The 19351-nt window shown below is 57.3% G+C and carries 19 protein-coding genes; 3 read left to right on the plus strand and 16 right to left on the minus strand.

Translation table 11 applies throughout. The features are described from left to right. Window positions 1-2: 2 nt before the first annotated feature. Window positions 3-887, minus strand: coding sequence for a phosphoribosyltransferase-like protein (locus tag ACVWXD_RS23810; RefSeq protein WP_457371395.1), 885 nt, complete (start codon window positions 885-887; stop codon window positions 3-5). Window positions 888-902: 15 nt separating this feature from the next. Further along, window positions 903-2174 carry an N-6 DNA methylase gene (locus ACVWXD_RS23815; RefSeq protein ID WP_457371396.1) on the minus strand — a complete coding sequence of 424 codons (1272 nt, stop codon included), beginning with the start codon at window positions 2172-2174 and terminating at the stop codon, window positions 903-905. A gap of 1103 nt (window positions 2175-3277) precedes the next feature. Here ACVWXD_RS23815 and ACVWXD_RS23820 point away from each other — a divergent pair. Beyond that, window positions 3278-3499, plus strand: a complete 222-nt coding sequence (locus ACVWXD_RS23820; RefSeq protein ID WP_457371397.1) for a hypothetical protein — start codon at window positions 3278-3280, stop codon at window positions 3497-3499. Window positions 3500-3735: 236 nt separating this feature from the next. On the opposite strand, the gene ACVWXD_RS23825 is transcribed toward ACVWXD_RS23820, so the two are convergent. From ACVWXD_RS23825 to ACVWXD_RS23855, 7 genes are all read right to left on the minus strand, one after another. After that, window positions 3736-4335, minus strand: coding sequence for a hypothetical protein (locus ACVWXD_RS23825; RefSeq protein ID WP_457371398.1), 600 nt, complete (start codon window positions 4333-4335; stop codon window positions 3736-3738). Next, window positions 4332-4904, minus strand: coding sequence for an RNA polymerase sigma factor (locus ACVWXD_RS23830; RefSeq protein ID WP_032884859.1), 573 nt, complete (start codon window positions 4902-4904; stop codon window positions 4332-4334). The genes ACVWXD_RS23825 and ACVWXD_RS23830 overlap by 4 nt, the downstream gene beginning before the upstream one ends. A gap of 153 nt (window positions 4905-5057) precedes the next feature. Further along, the gene (locus tag ACVWXD_RS23835; RefSeq protein ID WP_457371399.1) at window positions 5058-6680 is read right to left on the minus strand and encodes a vWA domain-containing protein; all 1623 of its coding nucleotides are present in this window, start codon (window positions 6678-6680) and stop codon (window positions 5058-5060) included. A 215-nt stretch (window positions 6681-6895) separates the two neighbouring features. Continuing rightward, window positions 6896-7546: a DUF799 domain-containing protein gene (locus tag ACVWXD_RS23840; protein ID WP_032884857.1), complete on the minus strand. Its 651-nt coding sequence runs from the start codon at window positions 7544-7546 to the stop codon at window positions 6896-6898. Continuing rightward, window positions 7543-7905: a DUF4810 domain-containing protein gene (locus ACVWXD_RS23845; RefSeq protein ID WP_032884856.1), complete on the minus strand. Its 363-nt coding sequence runs from the start codon at window positions 7903-7905 to the stop codon at window positions 7543-7545. The genes ACVWXD_RS23840 and ACVWXD_RS23845 overlap by 4 nt, the downstream gene beginning before the upstream one ends. Window positions 7906-7934: 29 nt before the next feature. Then, complete coding sequence (locus ACVWXD_RS23850; RefSeq protein ID WP_032884854.1) at window positions 7935-8615, minus strand: CsgG/HfaB family protein; 681 nt, start codon at window positions 8613-8615, stop codon at window positions 7935-7937. Between the two features lie 38 nt (window positions 8616-8653). Beyond that, entirely contained in the window at window positions 8654-9235 is a 582-nt protein-coding gene (locus tag ACVWXD_RS23855; RefSeq protein WP_457371400.1) for a hypothetical protein, read from the minus strand. Window positions 9236-9408: 173 nt separating this feature from the next. Here ACVWXD_RS23855 and ACVWXD_RS23860 point away from each other — a divergent pair, with 173 nt between their 5' ends. Continuing rightward, window positions 9409-10020: a hypothetical protein gene (locus ACVWXD_RS23860; RefSeq protein ID WP_457371401.1), complete on the plus strand. Its 612-nt coding sequence runs from the start codon at window positions 9409-9411 to the stop codon at window positions 10018-10020. A 16-nt stretch (window positions 10021-10036) separates the two neighbouring features. Continuing rightward, complete coding sequence (locus ACVWXD_RS23865; protein WP_457371402.1) at window positions 10037-10624, plus strand: hypothetical protein; 588 nt, start codon at window positions 10037-10039, stop codon at window positions 10622-10624. Window positions 10625-11756: 1132 nt separating this feature from the next. On the opposite strand, the gene ACVWXD_RS23870 is transcribed toward ACVWXD_RS23865, so the two are convergent. The 7 genes from ACVWXD_RS23870 to pgaC all read right to left on the minus strand — a co-directional run bounded on the left by ACVWXD_RS23870 (window position 11757) and on the right by pgaC (window position 19351). Beyond that, the gene (locus tag ACVWXD_RS23870; RefSeq protein ID WP_032884849.1) at window positions 11757-14342 is read right to left on the minus strand and encodes an autotransporter family protein; all 2586 of its coding nucleotides are present in this window, start codon (window positions 14340-14342) and stop codon (window positions 11757-11759) included. A gap of 525 nt (window positions 14343-14867) precedes the next feature. After that, window positions 14868-15449: a hypothetical protein gene (locus ACVWXD_RS23875; protein WP_095186323.1), complete on the minus strand. Its 582-nt coding sequence runs from the start codon at window positions 15447-15449 to the stop codon at window positions 14868-14870. A 25-nt stretch (window positions 15450-15474) separates the two neighbouring features. Next, window positions 15475-15900: a hypothetical protein gene (locus ACVWXD_RS23880; RefSeq protein WP_122753750.1), complete on the minus strand. Its 426-nt coding sequence runs from the start codon at window positions 15898-15900 to the stop codon at window positions 15475-15477. A gap of 174 nt (window positions 15901-16074) precedes the next feature. Next, window positions 16075-16293, minus strand: a complete 219-nt coding sequence (locus ACVWXD_RS23885) for a hypothetical protein (protein ID WP_032884847.1) — start codon at window positions 16291-16293, stop codon at window positions 16075-16077. A gap of 54 nt (window positions 16294-16347) precedes the next feature. Further along, the gene (locus ACVWXD_RS23890) at window positions 16348-16827 is read right to left on the minus strand and encodes a hypothetical protein (RefSeq protein ID WP_457371403.1); all 480 of its coding nucleotides are present in this window, start codon (window positions 16825-16827) and stop codon (window positions 16348-16350) included. Between the two features lie 698 nt (window positions 16828-17525). Further along, a complete protein-coding gene (gene pgaD, locus ACVWXD_RS23895) occupies window positions 17526-18008 on the minus strand; it encodes a poly-beta-1,6-N-acetyl-D-glucosamine biosynthesis protein PgaD (protein WP_032884843.1) in 483 nt (160 codons plus the stop codon). A gap of 2 nt (window positions 18009-18010) precedes the next feature. Continuing rightward, window positions 18011-19351: a poly-beta-1,6-N-acetyl-D-glucosamine synthase gene (gene pgaC / locus ACVWXD_RS23900; RefSeq protein WP_032884842.1), complete on the minus strand. Its 1341-nt coding sequence runs from the start codon at window positions 19349-19351 to the stop codon at window positions 18011-18013.

Below are 19351 nucleotides of genomic sequence, written 5' to 3' on the forward strand. Positions count from 1 at the left end.
AGTTATCTCTCAAACAGAGGTTCCCAGCTGCTAGAGCGTTCCCATAGCAGGTTAAGCGTATTGTCCGGTATTCCGTGTTCATACACTACTAACAGTCCCAGCTTGCCAAAGCCTTCAGCATTGCTGCCTACTCCGGCCCTATGTGCAACACTTATATATAAATCATAGGGATGAACATCCGGGTAGGGCCAATTACCATCGCCTATCCAGTTCTCACATACGTTCTTAAAGTTATCCCTTTCAGTAAGAAGCTCTCCATAGAAAACTCTTACATCCGGAAAGTCCGTATTCAGTTTTTCAATTGCATCCTCATGAACTATGGAAAGAATCACAGCACCTCGGGAATGCGATCGCATCAACTGACCACTTATTGTAAAAATGTCAGAGATTTGAGATCCGGTAAATGAGCCATCATCAACTACCAGAAGATATTCATCCTCAGGTATCTTGCGATCTTCACAGTATGTGAGATAAGAACGTTCGACCCCAAACTTAGAGTGCAGCAGTCGAGCTATCAGCTCGCCGCTTTTACCAGGCGATGAGGCAGGCCCAATAGGCGGCGCAAGAAAAAAGAATCTCCCACTCCTCAACGGCCTGACATTTGTGAGTATCCGGCGCCAGTCGTAGCCAACCTCATCGTGCGAGGGAGGCTCGAAATGGAGTACAGCTTCTTTAAGGGCTTGTCTAAGGCACGATTCTATCTGATCAGTGGTCCGGTAGATAAGATTCTTTAAAATCAAGAGAGCAAGCGTTTGCTCTTCGGGAGATTTAAACTGTTTAAGCCACGTCCTGACTCGCTCCATCGTCAATGGATTACGAATTTTAGTAGTACAAAGCTTCCGGATGATTTCTTTAAGCTTTATGGTGTCTGATTGTGACGCGTCCATGTCTAATGCCTCAATTTAAAGAGGAAACTGCCTAAGAGCTGTCTTTGTTAAAAAGCGAGCACATGCTCCATGGGCATGAGCTTTAATCCATGCTATACCCTGAGTTGAAGTTAGCGCCTCATAAAGGTCTTCAGGAGTACGCCCTGGGCTTCTGATTACATATAAGCAATCACTTATTATCGCCTTTCCACCCTCCACGATATGGACTCCATTTTCTATATTTCTTCCAACACGAGGGATTAAAATATCTCCCACCTGCGCGATTACTTTGTCAGAGTTACATGTCGCGTCAATGAAATTCTCGGGAAAAAGAATCCGCCCAGCCGCCGATTGTTTTTTTAAATCAGTAGTATGGAATATTTCTATACCTTCCTTGCGCGCCTGACTTGTTGTTACTCCACCACGAAAGACCTCTAAAACTCTTCCAGCATTAGGATTAAAAGCGGGAAAGCTCCCCTTCCATTCGTAGTAACTAAAGTCCATCCGATTGACGGCATCTTCCAACGAGATTTCAATAAATGGTTCAATCGTACCATCCGTATCGCAGCGATAAAGCTTGACAGCGTTACTGGTAGTTTTGTTTTTTTTAAGATTTAAAATGAACGTTTTTACTTCAGTATTTTTGAACGCACTGGACGGTAGCTCTATGACCTCACTGACACAATGGTTCGCGAGTAAAATTTCTCTCACAGCTCTATTTTTATCGCCAGAAATTATTCCAGCCGGAATAATAATCCCCAACTGCCCGCTGTCTTTAAGAAGCCAGAGGTTCTGAGCAAGAAACAACAAGTCCGCCCCGACTCTCAAAGCCTTGGTAGGCACCTTGAAACCCGCTCGATTTAGAAGTACAGAATACGACGTATTCCAGTCAGCTGCGATAAATGGGGGATTGCAGACTGCGATGTCAGCAATTCCGCTCGTTAAACCGATGACATTATCCAATTCCAACGTCAGGGCGTCCGCACAATAATGGATGTGCTGTCCTGTTCTAGCCGAGCCCTCTCGCCCATGCAGAGGATCGATGTCAACGGATACGCAGCGCGCATCGGGCCAGCGCCCGCTCACTGCTGATAAAAGCGCACCTCCGCCCACCCCAAGCTCAAGCGCGACGCTGACGCTATCTTCTTGCAAGCGATTGACGAGTAGGCTGCTGTAGGCAGACTCAGTGTAATACTGGCCATGCAGTTTCTTCTTCGATTGTGTCTGCATTGGAGGCTGCCTTAAATAAAGGAGCATATTACGCCTTGTCAACGATCCCATCACCCCCAGCTCGTGTTTTTCCTGCATGCCACCCTCATACAAATCTGTGGCCGCTGGCATAGGACTGAACGCCACTCTCCTACCCTCACAGACTTAATGGCCTCTCTTCTCGACGCCTGAGATGTTCATTTTTTATGAAGACCCGAAGGGCACCAAATCGGAGGCTGCGCTATGCCGCACGTAGGACGCTCTGAAGGGCACCACAAGCCAGTGAAACCCTATGAGACGTAACACTGAATGAACACGTAACACGCCTCCATGGTAAAAGAATGGAAACATGCAACAGATAAAAATATAATATAAATCAATAATTTAAGATGTATCGTAACAAGCGTAACATCCGTAACACGACTTTTGAGGCTAGCCCCCGAGCCCCATCATCTACACCCCCTCCAGCGCGGCGCGACAAAATGGTGCGCCGAAAGCCGCCGGGGACCCTGGCGGCATTCGAGGGACACGGGGCATCAAACCCGCAGGATCGTGTTAGCGGAAAGTCACCCAGCTTAGTGAACAGGTGAACCCGGTGAACTCCAGTTCACCTGTGCATTTGCCCTACCGTTTGGCCCCTCTGCGAATACCATTACCAATACGGTAACGATGCCCTGTTTTCTTCAAGATCCTTTCAATTTCAACATTGAAATTTCAGTAAGCTGGCGCGGCTGCCGCTAACGCGGTCCCGCGGGTTTCATGCCCCGTGTAACGCGAAACCTCTCAGGGTCCCCAGCGTGATTTCCTGTCATCGAGAGGCGGAGCAAGCGAAACTAGCTTGGTGGGCTGGAGCGCAAAGCGCCTGCCCACGACACTTGGATGCTGACGTTAGCGTTACACGCACGGGCAGCGTTACATCCGATGTACGCGATGCCGCTCAACTGTGTAACAGGCGTGAAAGCCAATGAAACCGGGCGTTTGGTGACGGGCGTTACACTCGTAACACCCGTTACACCAGTTTTGGAGGGGGCTGGGTGTGTGCGCTCTGCTGTCTTTCCACATTGGTCCTACACCACATTGTTGGCCTCTAGTGAATCAAGATGGTCGGCATGATTTCTAATCACCAGGGGTGAGGACAGCTGATATGCAATGCCACTGGCTCGAGGTAGATTGGCTACCTGACAACACGGTAGGAGAACATCATGGAAGACACCCCTTTGCTTGCGTCATTACTCAAGCGCATGAATGATAACCAACTGGCGTTGGGGGCAGCTATCGAGGAGCTGTCAAACTGGGTTGAGCAAAGAGGATCTACGGAAGTGGCACAGAATATTCGAGGGGCACTGGATACCCTGGATGAAAATGCAGGATTCATCACCCTTGCGCTCGCCTCACTGGCGGCAGAAGGTCGAACGAAGAAGTAACTACTCAGCTGGAAAGCACCACATCAGTAACCATTTGGTGTTGCTTTACCCTACGGGGATACCACGAAAAAAGTGGCCAGAAGGAAGCGCCGTGTATGCCCACGTGTATGCCTAACCGACGCGCCACCAAACACACCCAATGAATACAGGGCCCTCACTGTCCAGTTCAAACGACGCCGGGGCACCAGATACAGATAAAAAGCCCCAGGTCGAAAGATCTGGGGCTTTTTTGTGGGTCAACGCTTGTACAACGCCTCCAGCCGTGCCGGCAGGTTTTCCTCGGGGAAGCGCGCGTGCAGCGCCAGCAGTTTTTCATCCGCGGCTTTGCTTTCACCCGCTTCACGCAAGCGCACAATCGCCTGCAACTCCTCCTCCAATGACGGCAGCGCGAGCGGCGCGCGCTTGCTCAGCTTTGCCGCGGACTGATCTGCCAGCGCTCCGGCGATCTCAGCCTGAACCGGTGCACTTTCAACCTTGGGCGCGGCGGCGATGCGAGCCATCGGTGCAGGGGCGGACAACGCTTGCGGCGCAGGGCGGGCGGCTTCTTCGTGCAAGGCGGAGAAGGTCGCTGTGGATATCTCGGCTTGCGGCACCGGTGAGCGCATGACCACGCCGATCATCAGCGCCAAGCCGGCCACGGTGGCGAATGCCATTTGCCAGCGCGGGCGTTGGCAGGCGTGCAGCCAGCGTTGCCACAAGCTCGGTTGCGGCGCCGGGGCTTCGCGGCGGGCGGTGTTGAGGATGAAGGCGTCGAGGGACGCGGGCGGTTCGCCGGGGCTGTGTTGACGAAGGTGCTGGAGCAGCTCGTCGTCAGGGGTGTGTCGGGAGTCAGTCATACAGGTACCTCCTCGGCCAGCAGACGACGCAATTTCTGCTGGGCGTAGCGCAAGCGGCTTTTTACGGTTTCCAGCGGCGCGTGGGTGAGCGCGGCGATTTGCGGCACGTCCAAATCGCCGTGCAGGCGTAGCAGGAAGACTTCGCGCTGGTCTTCGGGCAAGGCTTGCAGGGCGGCGTCGAGGCGCGCTTGGTCGCGGCTCAGGCTTAGCTGTTGCTCAGGACCGGCGCTGTCGTCGGGCTGGGCGTGCAGTTGCTCGTCGTAGCTGTCGTGCAACGGGTTATGGATGCCGTGCTTGCGCCAGTAATCGATCAGGCGGTTGCGGGCGATCTGGAACAGCCATGTACGAAAGCTCGCCCGACCTTGTGGCTGGGTGCTGCTGCGGATCAGGCTGAGCCAGGTCTCCTGGTAGATTTCCTCGGCCAGCTCGGCCTTGTTGCTCAGGGACACGAGGAAGCGGTAGAGGCCCTGGCGGTGGCGCGCGTACAAGACTTCGAACGCGGCGGCCTCGCCGGTGCGGTAGCGGGCCAGCAGGGATTCGTCGCTGGGTGGATCATCGGGAACAGCCATGTAGGGGGCAAACTCCTTTTGTAAAGTTAACGCTGTTCAAGTGTGGGAGGGGGCTTGCCCCCGATAGCAGTGGGTCAGTCAAAAATGTACTGATTGATCTACCGCCATCGGAGGCAAGCCCCCTCCCACATTTGATCCGTGTCGTGGTTAAGATCAGGGTTTTAGGCTTTGGGCCAATTCCACCAGTTGCACGAATTCATTTCTCAGGCCGAACGGGTCATCGCCTCGCGCCGAGCGGGCGAGTGCGGCGGTGTCCTTCAAGCTCATGTTGCCAGTGTAGCGGCCATCGCCCTTGAGCTGTTGGGCGAAGGCGGCCACCGCCGCCGTGAAACGCAGGTCGTCGCTGGCCTTAGTGGTTTCGTTGCTGATGGGCCGTTCGATCAAGCGGCTATCACCGCCCGCCGCAGGCTTGTAGCGCACGCGCACCATCGCGAGTTCATTGGACTTACCTTCCGCCGCAGGCGCGCTGGCATAACGCAAAGGCTCCAACCAGCCCTTCTCGCCCTTCGGCACAATTTCGTACAGCGCTGTCACGGTATGTCCTGCGCCGATCTCGCCGGCGTCTACCTTATCGTTGTTGAAATCCTCACGCTTCAAGGCGCGGTTTTCATAACCCAGCAGGCGATATTCGCTGACTTGGGCCGGGTTGAATTCCACCTGCAATTTCACATCCCGCGCAACCACTGCCAGGGTTGAACTGAGTTGGTCCACCAGCACCTTGCGGGCTTCGCGCAGGGTGTCGATGTAGGCGTAGTTGCCGTCGCCCGCATCGGCCAGTTGCTCCATCAGGTGTTCGTTGTAGTTATCCACTCCGAAGCCGAGGGTGGTCAGTGAGACACCGCTTTTTCGCTGCTCGGCGGCCATCTGCTTGAGGCTGTCGAAGTCGCTGATGCCCACGTTGAAGTCACCGTCAGTGGCCAGCAGGATGCGGTTGATGCCCTTGTCGATAAAGCCTTCGCGGGCCATCTGGTAGGCCAGTTCGATGCCGGATGCGCCTGCCGTGGAACCGCCGGCGGTGAGTTGATCAATGGCATTGCGGATCTTGGCCTTGTCGCGCCCCGATGTTGGCTTGAGCACCACGCGGGATTCACCGGCATACACCACCAATGAAACTCGGTCCTGATCACGCAACTGGTCCACCAGCAATTTCAGTGTGCTTTGCACCAGCGGCAACCCTTCGCGGCGATCCATGGAGCCGGACACGTCCACCAGAAACACCAGGTTGGCCGGTGCGAGCTCCGCCACTGCACGGTCGGACGCCTTGATGCCGATGCGCAGCAGTTGGGTGCGCGGGTTCCATGGGGTGGCGGCAACTTCGGTGGTCACGCCAAACGGTGAGCCGTCGGTGGGGAGTGCGTAGCTGTAGGGAAAGTAGTTGACCATTTCCTCCAATCGCACAGCGCCTTCGGGCGGCAGGCTGCCTTGGTTGAGGAAGCGTCGTACGTTGGCGTAGCTGCCCGTGTCGACATCGACACTGAAGGTGGACACCGGCGTTTCGGCCACGCGGTGCACCGGGTTGTCCGGCAGGTTGGCGTATTGCTCGCGGGGTTCGCTGCGATAGTCCATCGCTGCTGATTCCTGCATGCGCATTGGGGCGGGCATTGCCATGCGTTTGACCAACGCGCCTTGGGCCGGCGCGCTTTGCAGCTCGGCGACGGGGGCGGCCGGTTGGGCCAGCTCAGGCGGAGACGATAGCCCACACCCGGCCAGCGCTACCAGCACGGTAACCGCAAAGCCTTGGGCAGCAGGACGCAGGAAGAGCAGGGGGTAGGACATGGGCTGAGCCTCGTGAGTGAATAATCCGTTCACAAGGTCAGACGCAAGGTGCGGGTGGTTCGGGTTAAACCTGATTCAGAAAACACTGCAGTTCAAGTGTGGGAGGGGGCTTGTCCCCGATGGGGATGGGTCAGTCACCCGATGCAGTGATTGACACTAAGCCATCGGGGGCAAGCCCCCTCCCACATTGATCTGAGGCGCGTTCAGAATCGAGGTCAGTCCGTGCCGTACTTCGGGTTACGCGGGCCGTACAGGATGCCGGCGCGTTGACCCGGCGACAGCAATCGCGCACTGGTAATGCCGGCAATCGGATGCGCCGCATCGGTGGAGCTGTTGATCACCTGCTTGACCGCTGCCGTAATCAACATGCCCACCAGGCCGCCACCGTTGTTGTTGCCTTCCTCGCTGGACGCACGCGCGGTGCCGGTCCACAGGGTGGTGCCGGTGCGCAGGTCCACCAGTTTGGCCGAGGCGGTCACAGCAGTGTCGCTGGTGATCAGCATGTACTTGGTGCCGTACTCGCTGACGGTGATGTACAGCGCCGCGTCCGCGCCGAAGATGTCATGCAGCTTGGTCGGCGCCAGGCCTTGGATATCGTTGGCGGTGGTCAGGCCGTTCTGGCGGAAGGTTTCGTCCACCAAAGCGATCGGCAACACGTAGTAACCAGCTTCGGCCAGCGGGTAGGTCACTTGCGAGACCAAGCTGTACGAAGCCTGCACTTCCGGCGATTCGTTGATCGGTGGCAGCACCAGGATCGATTTCGGCCGAGCCTGTTTATACGCCGTGTAATCCACGGTCTTTGGCGTCGCGCAACCGCCGAGCAAAGCCAAGGCCAGCAGGGCGCCAGTGAGTTTCAACAGGCTCATTTGGTGGCCACTCCGGTCTTGGCGTTTTTCAGCAGAAAGTCCATGTAAGCAGCGGACTCGGGGAACAGTGCCTTCTCGGTGCGGAACTCCTGCACCATCTGGTCATCCTTGCCCATGCTCAGGTACAGCATGCCCAGGTGCGCGTGGTAACCCGGCGGTGCCTTGCGACCACTGGCGTTGATCTTTTGCAGATCGCGCTCCAGTGCCTCGACCTGCGCTTCCTTGGGCTCGCCCTTGAAGTACTCGTAAACCTGCGGCTGGTAGCTTTCCCATTGATACAGGGGTTGGGGCGCCGTGTGGCACCCGGCGACCGCCGCGATTGCTGTCAGCATCAGCGCCAACTTCACTGCCTTGCTCATCCGTGTACTGCTCCTTGAGGTGTTGCTGATCAGTTGCGCGGGTTCCAGGCGCCGGCGTTGATGCCGTCGACGAGGCGGTTGATCGCTTCGCGCATGGCCAGGTCCAGAACCTTGCCATTGAGGGTGGAGTCGTAGCTGGCGGTGCCGCCGAAGCCGACCACTTCACGGTTGGACAGCGCGTATTCACCGGCGCCCTGGGTGGAATACACCACTTCGGACGTGTTGATGTTGACGATATTCAACGCGACTTTGGCGTAAGCCACTTGGGTCTTGCCACGGCCGAGGATGCCGAACAACTGGCGGTCGCCGGTTTCTTTACGACCGAACTCGGTCACGTCGCCCGTTACAACATAGTCAGCGCCCTTGAGCTTCTGCGCGGTGCCTTTGATCGCAGCTTCCTGGGAGATTTCGCCCATGTTGTCGCGGTCCAGCACGCTGAAGCGATTGGTTTGCTGCAGGTGAGTGATAAGGATGGTCTTGGCCTGGCCGCCGAGGCGGTCGACGCCATCGGAGAAGATGCCGCGCATGTAGCTGGAGCGGTTGTCGAACTTACCTACAGCAATCGGCACGCGCACGCCGGAATAGGCGACGTTTGCACTGGCGACTTGCTCCACCGGCAGGGCTCGGTTGCTTTCGGTGGCGCAACCGGCCACGGTCAGCAGCGCTGCGGCGGTGAGGCCTGACAGCAGGATTTTGGAGAGTGCTTTCACGTAGTGCTCCTGAGGTGATAAATCGGGGGTAGATAGCGTTAGCGAGAAGGAATGGCGCGCAGGTCATCGACGATGTCGCGACTCAAAACGCCGGTATAAAAACGCTCGACGCTGGAGTTACCGGAGTTGGTGATAATGCCGCCCATGGTTCTCCATTTTTGCGCCTCGCCCATTACGCCAGCAGGCACAAGGTTGTTACGCGTCTTGGCAAAATGCAGCACCTCGCCAGCGCCCTTCTTGACCTTGACCTGATAGCTGAAATCGACAGCGGCCAGAATGGTGTTGTCATCAACGATCAACGTCGAGAGGCCGCCTTTTGAGTCCGGGATATGGCGCGTATAGACAATGCTGACATCCAGCAGGTAATCGGCCTTTTCTTTGCTCGGCGCATAACGCTTGGCGCTGAGCAGACGGTCGACCAGATCGACGCCGAGTTGTTGGCGAACCTTGTCATCCGGCAAAAAACGCTCGTTCTTGCCCACGACCTCGACATCAAACGTGTCGAGCCAGTAAGTGGCTTTCTTGGGAATGGTGACCGGCGCCGGGGAGATGTAGTACTCCGGCTTGGAGGCGCAGCCCGCCATCAGGCAGGCAGCAATGAAAATGGCGAACACGCGCATGTATGACTTCTTCCCTGAAAAGTATCGTGCTTTAAACAATCGCGGCATTTTACGGGGTTGAGAGGGCTTCTCAAGTGCTTTTGGTCGCCTGCGTGCGCCGCCGCACATTCCTCAAGTTGTGTAACATCCTGTCGAGACACTGTTTTGTGTTTGTTTATTAATAGGGATATTGCGTGTTTAAAGTTTTCCTTCGGGCTACGGCCCTGATCGCGACGCTGTCGATGACCGGCTGCGTTTCCTACACCGTCACCGGCCCTATCGCCGCCCCGCTCCACCCGGTAGCTGTCAGCAGTCCACGCAGCGCGCAAATCGCTGATGTGGCGGTGAGTGCTGCCGACGTTAACGAGGCCAACAAGGCTGCCATCAGCAGCTCCCTGACGGCCCAGATCAGTCAGTACGTGCGCACTGCGGGTTACTTCAACCAGGTCACCGAGTATCCGGTACGCCTGGGAGAGCAAGACGTAACGCTCAAATTCAACATGACTTCTCTCAAAGGCCATCGCAGCCCGCACCCGGCGTACGTACCCGGCGCGCTGCTGACGCTGACCATCTGGATCTGGGTCAACGGCCCGATCTACGTCGACAACTTCGAGGTGGCCGGCGACCTGATGATCGTCGACCGCAACGGTAAAGAGCTGGCCAAGGCCAAGGATTCGATCAAATTCGAACATAACGTCGGGCTTTACAGCGGCCAATATTGGGCACCTTCGATGGGCGGCCAACAGCTGACCAAACTGGTCGGGCAACTGCTCGATACCGCCACTGCCAACTTGGCCAAGCCATAATTTCAAGGAGCGAAGCATGAAAGGATTGATGAAACACAGCCTGATACTGGCCGCCGTGTTGTTGACCGGTTGCGTGTCGTATTCACAGCACGAACTGCCAGCCGTGCAACCCTGGCCGCCAACCGCTAACACCCCGGCGCAAAAACCCACGGCGTACGTACACACCACAGCGCAAAACCACGTCAACGGCGGCCCGGGCAACGCTGCGGTCGGCGCCCCGGTGGTGCTGTGGGAAAAGGCCGTGGCCGATTCCTTTCGCGAGTCCAACCGTTTTACGCGGGTGAGCACCGACAAGGTCGACTCGGATATCTACGTGGATGCCACGCTGCATAACAACGAAGAGTACAGCCCGGTGTCGGCGTTCATCACTGGCTTTACGTTCTTCATCATTCCGTCCACGGCGAAGAATATTTTCACCTTGGAGACGGTGTTCAAAGACAAGGATGGCAAGGAACTGGGTCGGGTCAAAAAGAGCGAATCGGTGCGCACCTGGATGCATCTGGTGCTGATCGTAGGCATCCCATTCCAGGCCGATACACGCGAAGTCGTGGAAGCGCTGACGCGCAGTACGCTGGATGAGGCGGTACAGCGCAAGTTGCTCTGACCTCACCCCACTGAAGCAGGCCCAGTGGGGCTTGTTATGTGATGAACAGAAGCTTTTTTGTGGTGAACAGGGGCTTTTTTGTAGTGAGCTGGGGCATTTTTGTGGTGAGCGGGCTTGCCCCGCGCTGGGCTGCGAAGCAGCCCCTGGTACAAACACTGCACCTTTTCAGACAGAACGCATTGTCTGGCCTTGGGGCCGCTTCGCAGCCCAGCGCGGGGCAAGCCCGCTCACCACAGATCGGTGTTGCAGCCTGCTAACCGGTGCAGCGCAAGTTCCTCTAACCTCACCACACTGAAACAGGCCCAGTGGGACTAGTTATGTGATGAACAGAAGCTTTTTTGTGGTGAACAGGGGCTTTTTTGTAGTGAGCTGGGGCATTTTTGTGGTGAGCGGGCTTGCCCCGCGCTGGGCTGCGAAGCAGCCCCTGGTACAAACACTGCACCTTTTCAGACAGAACGCATTGTCTGGCCTTGGGGCCGCTTCGCAGCCCAGCGCGGGGCAAGCCCGCTCACCACAGATCGGTGTTACAGCCTGCTAACCGGTGCAGCGCAAGTTGCTCTGACCTCACACCACTGAGGCAGGCACAGTGGGACTTGTTATGTGATGAACAGAAGCTTTTTTGTGGTGAGCGAGCTTGCCCCGCGCTGGGCTGCGAAGCAGCCCCTGGTACAAACACTGCGTCCTTTCAGACAGAACGCATTGTCTGGCCTTGGGGCCGCTGCGCAGCCCAGCGCGGGGCAAGCCCGCTCACCACAGATCGGTGTTGCAACCTGCTAACCCGTGCAGCGCAAGTTGCTCTGACCTCACACCACTGAAGCAGGCCCAGTGGGACTTGTTATGTGATGAACAGAAGCTTTTTTCTGGTGAACAGGGGCTTTTTTGTGGTGAGCGGGCTTGCCCCGCGCTGGGCTGCGAAGCAGCCCCTAGTACAAACACCGCGTCCTTTCAGAAAGAACGCATTGTCTGGCCTTGGGGCCGCTTCGCAGCCCAGCGCGGGGCAAGCCCGCTCACCACAGATCGGTGTTGCAACCTGCTAACCCGTGCAGCGCAAGTTGCTCTGATCACAACCCAAGCAGGGCTGATCTGTGGTGAACAGCCTCACCACAAATCAGTGTTACGGCCCGACGGTTGCTTAGAACGCGTAGCGTGCTTTGAGCATTACGCCGTCAGCATCAAAACCACTGCGCGCCTGGCGCGTATAGCTGGCGCCCACGCTGAAGTCCGACACCTGATAGTTAACGCCAACACTGGCCTCATAGCTGTCACGCGCTACCGACGCACCGGTCACGGTAAACGCTGAACCACCAGCCACGAAGCTGGAGGTTTGCGCCACGCGATCACCCATCAGGTCGTGATAGGCCATCAAGGTCGCTTCCGGTTGCAGGCTGCCAGCGCCCATCGGCAGGTTGCCCGCCAGACGCACACCGGCGCCCAACTCACCCACTTCATAACGCTGCGAACGCGTGCTCAGTGCGGCCGAGGAGCCTTTCTCGTCGTAGCCATCCATGCGCACGTTGGAATAACGCGCAGCCACCCGTGGCTCGACCACCACCGCTTGCGACGGCTTGAAGCTATAGCCACCGATCACACTGGCCGACAACACATTGCTGTCGTAGCTGCCCTTGGCCGTGGTACCGGCGATGTGGCGCTTGCTGTCGTTTTCGTTGTGGCCGTAGCTGAGGCTGCCATCGACAAACCAGTCTTGCAGCGACCAGTTGCCATACAGCGACAGTGCGTGCCCCTCGACGTCGGTCTTGTTGCCCAGGTCCGAATGGATATTCGAATTGAGGTAGCTGTAAGCCACGCCCAGGGTCGTGGTGTCGCTCACACGACTGTCCACACCCACCGCCATGCCGCTGCTGTTGGCCGAGTAGCCGTTGTTGCCGCCGCGACCGTCCTGATCCATGTTGCTGCTTAGGCCCTGCACCCACACACCGCCGGCTTTTTTGGCTTCACGCTGCTCGGTGAGGCGGTTGAAGATCGCGCCGTTGACCACGGTCTGCCCGGACAAGGCGATGTCCAGCGCGCCACGGTTGACGTCCGGCGCGAGCTGGTCACCAACCCGTGCCAGTTGGTCGGCGGTGCCGGCGTTGGCCAGCGCCTGGAAGACTGCATCGTCTGCGCTGAGACGGCTCAGGACACCGTTCTTGAAGGTATTGACCGCCGTTGCCGACGCACGGCTCGCGCCCACGCCAGAGAGGTCTGTCTCAACTTGCTGGTCAGCCTTGACCGCCACCACGGCCTTGACCGTCTGCGCATCGGACGAGTAGCTGAGCACATTCAGCAACGCAGAAGAGCTGCCCACGGACAGGCCGTTGTCTTGCACGCTGGTGGCTTGCAACAGGGTGTATTGCGTGCCGTCGTTGGTGCTGGCGAAGTCGCCGGGGTTAGCGCTCACAGTCAGCTTCGACGCCTGGGCGAAATTGGCGGCACCGTTGACGGTCAGGTACGGCGTGGTCGGCACGACGCTGTCGGACAGGTGCATATCGATGCCCGCGCCGCTGGCGACGTTGAGGTTGCCGGTGATGGCGGTGCCGGGCGCCGACAGGTTCAGCGACCCTGAGTTGACCGACACCGGTGCGATGATGCGGTTGCCGGTGAACCCCGCCTGGCCGTCGATATTCACCGCGCTCAGGTTGAGTACATCGCCAATGATGTCGCCACCGGTCCAGTTCAGGGTTGCCAGGTTGCGCGCATCGATGGCCGTGCCGGCGTTGCTGCGGATTTCGCCGGCTTGCTGGTTGATCTCGAACGATGACGTTTGATCGGGGCCGACCAGAATCGCCGTGCCATCGGCGATGACCGTGCCACGGTTGACGATGCCGCGCGAACCACTCGCGCTGTTCTGGGCGAAGGTGGCCTCCAGGAACTCAAAGGCATTGGCATTGGTGCCCTTGGCCTCAAGCGTGCCGGTGTTGAGGATGTAATCGATGGTGCCGTTATAAAAAAATATGCCTTTGGCGTCATTGCCGTTGGCAGAAATCAAACCGCTGTTTTCGATACGCAGCGGGCTGGTATCCGTTTCCACTTCGATGCCCCAAGCGCCTTCACCCGTGGCCTTGATAGTGCCGGAGTTGAGGATCTTGCCGCCGATGGTGGTGGGGGTGAAGTTGTCGCGATCCAGCACGATGCCGATCGCGCCTTCGCCGGCCATGTCGATCAGACCAGTGTTGGACACATCGCCGCCGATGGTGGTGCCGTGCAGGTAAATGCCCTCGCCCCCACCGATATAGAACGGCGGCGGTGCAGGCGCCGACGGTGCCGTCGAAATGATCGTGCCGGAGTTGATCACGCTGCCGCCAATGTTGGTCTTGCCGATTTCCAGGCCTTCGTCGCCACCGTTGTTCATCAGGATGTTGCCGGCCTGCACCACGTCACCGGTGACAGAGCCCGGGTTGAGGTTGGGCGGGCCAGTCCAGTACATCGGGTCCAGAGCAAAGCCCCGCACGGTGTAGCCGTCGGCATTCAGCGTGATGTCAGCGCGGTTGATCAACGAACCCTGGATATGGGTATCGGCGACACCCAGCCCGGCTGGGGGCGCACTGGTCGGTGTGGTCACTTGGGTGGTTTGCCCGGTGAGGATCAGCGACTCGTTGTAGGTCTCGCTGACAAACTGGGTCTTGCCCGCGCCAAGGTCCACTTCCACCGCGAGCACTTGCGTGCTGATGGCGCCGACCATGATTGCCAACAGGCTTTTCTGGAACTGCTTACGCTTCATTTCAAACTCCATGAACTACAGGTCAAAGCCGCCAACAGGCCCGGCGGCAGTAGGTGTATCGAGTGAGGGATCAACGGATCCAGAGGCATGCCCTCGGCGCGTTTGCTTAATACGCGCGCGCAGCCATTCGCACCGCACAAGGCAGTGGCGAAGAAGGGAATAGGGGGAAAAAGGCTCACATCAATCCTTAATGTTTTTGAAAACGCTGCAGTCCATGCAGCCCGACCGCGTGCGGGTGGGCGCGGTAAAGACCTTCAAATGTACGAAAAGGTTCAGGATTGTGTCGGAAAGTTGTGTAGTCGATCACAATGCGGCGGTGTTAGCGGGGAGCGGGATTCCGCTGGGCGGGGGCTTATCGTCCGGCCGTCGTCCAAATGGCAACCGGGTTTGGCGATAATTGAGTGAACCGCTCACCTGCTGGCGATTCTGCTGCGCAACGGCTTTGATCGGTTGGATGCGATCAGTCCAGGCTCAATGCCAACCCGGCCTGAGTTAAATCAGGCGGCCGTGGTGCCGCCCATCCCATCATTGCCCACGGCACACGTTGTAGGCCCGGTTCTCGGCGACCTCTTCCATATGCTTGCCGACGATTGAGTTCAGCACCAACAGGCGTTCCGACTTCCCCGTCGGTCGGTAGGCAGGTCCCTGAGCATCACTGTGCAGACTGAAACCGCTGGCGGCCAGCGCCTTGACCAGTTGTGTGCGCTTGAGCACATCGCCGTTGCCACGAAAGTCGCTGACAGTCAGAAACACGATGCGGTCTTTCTGCAACAGCCAGATCGGCCGATCACTGGTCTGGCTTTCGAAGATGTAGGCACAGTCCACAACGGCAGCGGGAAAACTGGCCTGGCGAACATAACGCCCACTCTCATACCCCACCAGCGTCACCAGCCCAGGTTGCACCACGGCGATTGCATCCTTTGTCTGGCCGCCCTCCTGAACGCCGTAGTTCGTATAAGCCCAGCGCAACCTTGTGAACTCAGCGGGCGTCGCCTCCAGCGCCAGGTCGGCCCGGATCCGCGCCTGATCTTCCGCACCCCGGTAAGGCAGGCCCTGGCAGCCCGCGAGCGCCGTCAGGCAAAGGAGGATAAAAGCTCTGTACAGCACCTGAAATGTCCTTGTTTGTTGATTGTCAGCCACAGGATTTACCGCCATCAAAACGGTCCGCGAGGCTGAGCACCTGGGCCAGATTGCCGGGCTGGATCATGATGGTATTAGCGTCCAGCAATGCGCGCTCAGGCTCAATCCAAAGCGTGCCGACCAAATAGGCGGCCGCTGCTGCGAGCACCACCACCCCAGCAATCCGACTGACCATAAATCGCAGCGTTGCCCGCGGCGTGCGAGGCTGCTCAAACACAAACGCGAACAACAGCCCGATGGCGCACCACAAAACACCGGCCGCCGCCGAGCCCAACATTGACGCACGCCTATCGAAGTAGACCCAGACCAGCATGAACGCAGTGGCACTGACGGCCATTACCAGCAGGCACAACCCCTGCGCGACTCGACAGCCGATACTCAACGTGCGCGCCAGTGGTGTCGGAATACGGGGATTCATTGATCATCCTTGAAGAGAGAAAATAACTCAGCGCGCCGATTATCCGGGTTGTCGAGGCCAGTCGTCCTGCACATTATAGCGACACACTAGTTTAAATTAAAAAAGTAGTTTCACTTAATAGCTCACCGATCAGAGTTACACCCTAACCAAGAGGTCTCTTCTATTACAGGAACACTAACGGACATTAAAAAACCAAAGCACGAAACCTAAAGCAAATCCAGCCACGGCCATTTGCAGATAGAAAAATACATGCGCCTCCAAGAGGCTAATAATATCCTCACCACCACTCAGCCAATAACCCGCTATCTGAAAAAATGCACACATAGACACTAGCGCTAACGCCGAGGCGCAAGGCAGATAAACGGCTACCCACCAGGGTTCATTTTTTCTCATGGCCACTCCTTGCTATGTAAATACGCTGTCTCCTTTCAACTTTATGCAGAGACGCTAAGTACGACGACACTTCCATACAATTGCATAAGGCAACTCATCATCCAGCGAGTCTAGCGACCGAAAATGATACACCACTGACGCGCTCTCCAAGCTTTTATGAATAAAGGCGCCATCAGACATTATTCGATAAGAAGCATGCTCCATGACGTCACCCATCGCCGTTAATGCTTGTTTTATTTGACTATAGGTCGCCCCTGACCGCTCAGGTATTAGCACTTCTGGTGGATAACCGAGAGCCATATCATCACTTTCAACTTCTCTGAAACAGGCTCGCCGAAACGCACCCTGACTGGCAGCCCAGTAAAACGAGAGCACCCTCAGCGTGTCCTGTCCGTTCTCATTAATCACATCGGCCAGACAGTATTGAGTGTCTGAAATGCTGTAGACACCCTCATCAATGAGTGAACGGGAGCCCTCGGGTATATCAAGGACATCATCCTGTTTGAATCTAAGCAAGCGAGGCCATTGGATCATCACCGTGACTTCCTGATTTATTTGATAAATTCGTGGTTCCCTGTCAACTAGCAGGGCAATGGGAAAACCACAGGGATCAGACCACTATTAATGTAACCGTGGTCTGACCCCTATTTCAAGGGCAGGGAAACTAACATCAAACTTTGACCAACCAAAGAATCCGAGCTAGTTGGACATTCGCGCTACTTGAAGCCCCAACACATTAATTGATAACAATAAATAATTATCAAAAAGTTTGGCGACCTGAGACCGAATCTATTAATCCGACAGGCGGCAGCTGTTTTGATATCGATTCGTCGGAGAACTTAGAAGCTGCCACTAGTTGGCCGCCAAGTTATTGCGCAGTAAATTAGTAATGGGAAATGCAGAAAAGTTCGCGGGGTGGGCCTGGGAACTGGATCGCAATAATCACTATTGGCAGGATGAAACAGCCGCCGATGAGGGAGCGTCAGCTAATAAATCTGTAACTGACCCACCGCTACCGGGGCATGGATATAGACGCAAATATTAAAGGCTGCCACACGACTCTGTGGTGAGCGGGCTTGTCCCGCGCCGGGCTGCGAAGCAGCCCCATTAAGACCGGCGCGTTTACTCAGTAAAACGGCGGAGGCAGGTTTTGGGGCGGCTTCGCAGCCCAGCGCGGGGCAAGCCCGCTCACTTCAGAGTTATGGGTCGGCCTTTAGGCGTTGTTTAGCGCACTAGCTGGCGTCTTTGTTCTGGACAGCGCCAGGTACCAGGGTCAACCCCGGTTTCTCCACGTCACGAGAGACATGGGATTTCACTTCCGACACGCCGCCCTCTTCGTCGTTATGAATCACCAGCACGCCTGGCCGGCGCAGTTGCTCCAAGTCGCCTTCTGCCAGGCTGAAGCTTTCGCTCAGGCTCTTGTCGCTGAGGGCCTTGGCCTGGGCGCGACGCTGGGCGAACTTGCGCCCCTTGCGCTGCTGGTAGCGTGCCCAACTGACCAGGATCACGGCGTTGAACAACGCGATCCAGAGGTAAATCTGCAAGGTGTTGAGCGCCGCAAAAATCGGCGCGTCAATGCGCGGGCCGCCGTGGGTATCCAGCATCGAGGTAATCCCTCGCGCCAGCAGCCAAACCAATCCGGCCCAGGCCATCAGGGTCAACACCACGTCGATGATCCACATGACGGTACTTTGGCGAGTTCTGACCAGTTTCATGATCACGCCTCCTCTTCAACAGGTTTGATGCCACGGTCCGGGCTGACCCAGCGCGCGCGCTTCTGGTGCTGGTTGAACAGCACCTTGGGGAAACTGACCAGGGTGGTGAACAGACTGACCAGCCAGAACACCATCGGGTACCACACGGTCCAGAACAGGGTTTTCCACAGGTCTTTCTCGTAGCGGCGGTCGATCAGGATGCTCACGGCAAATTGCAGCAGGCATACCATCGCCAACACCAGGCCGGTAAACGCGGGCGGCATCAGTGAGTCCACCGCGATCGCCTGGGGCAGCGGCGTGAATTTGCCCACGCCCCAAAAGATGACCGACAGCATGAAGGTGAACGCCCAACCGGTGGACAGGCAGTATTCGAACAACAGCGGCCACAGGTAGCGGTGACGCCATTGCCAGATGCCACGGATGTTTTTGAACAGTACTTCGGCGCCACCCTGGGCCCAGCGCAGCCGTTGTTTCCACAGGCCGCCGACGGTTTCGGGCATCAGAATCCAGCACAGCGCGCGGGGCTCGTAGAAGATGCTCCAGTGGTCGAGTTGCAGCTTCCAACTGACGTCGATGTCCTCGGTGATCATGTCGGTGGACCAGTAGTCGATGCGGTCCAGCGCCTTTTTACGAAACGCCACCACCACACCCGACACGGTGAAGATCCGACCAAACACTCGTTGCGTGCGCTTGATCAAGCCAATGATCGACGAGAACTCACCCACCTGCACGCGGCCGATCAAGGTCGAGCGTGTGCGGATACGAGGGTTGCCGGTCACGGCACCCAGGCGCGGGTTGTCGAGCATCGGCGCGACCATATAAGCCGCCGCGTTTTTATCGAGCAATGCATCACCGTCGATGCACACCAGGTATTCACTGCGCGCCGCCACGGCGCCCATGCGCAAGGCCACGGCCTTGCCCTGGTTCTGCGCCAGGTGCAGCACCCGCAGGCGTGGATGCTCCAGCGCCAGGGCGTCGAGCACTGCGGCGGTGTTGTCTTTGGAACCGTCGTTGACCGCGATCACTTCGATGTTCGGGTACATCTGACCGAGGGCCGCATGAATGGTGTCGGCGGCGTTATCACCCTCGTTGTAGCAAGGGATGATGATCGAGATCAGCGGGTTGCCGGCCAGGGTCGGCGCCGGGGTGTCTTCTTCCCAGGGCCAGTGGCGCTCCCAGTGCAGCCAGAAGTACAAGCCGCCGGAGATCCACAGCGCCGACATGAACAGCGGGTAGAAAAACACAAAGTCCATCAGGAACTGCCCGGTGACCAGGAAGATCAGTCCCAGGGGCACGCCTAATACCAGTGCCAGCACGAATAAAGCCAGGATTCTGTCGAACAT

This window comes from Pseudomonas sp. TE3911, assembly GCF_054062775.1.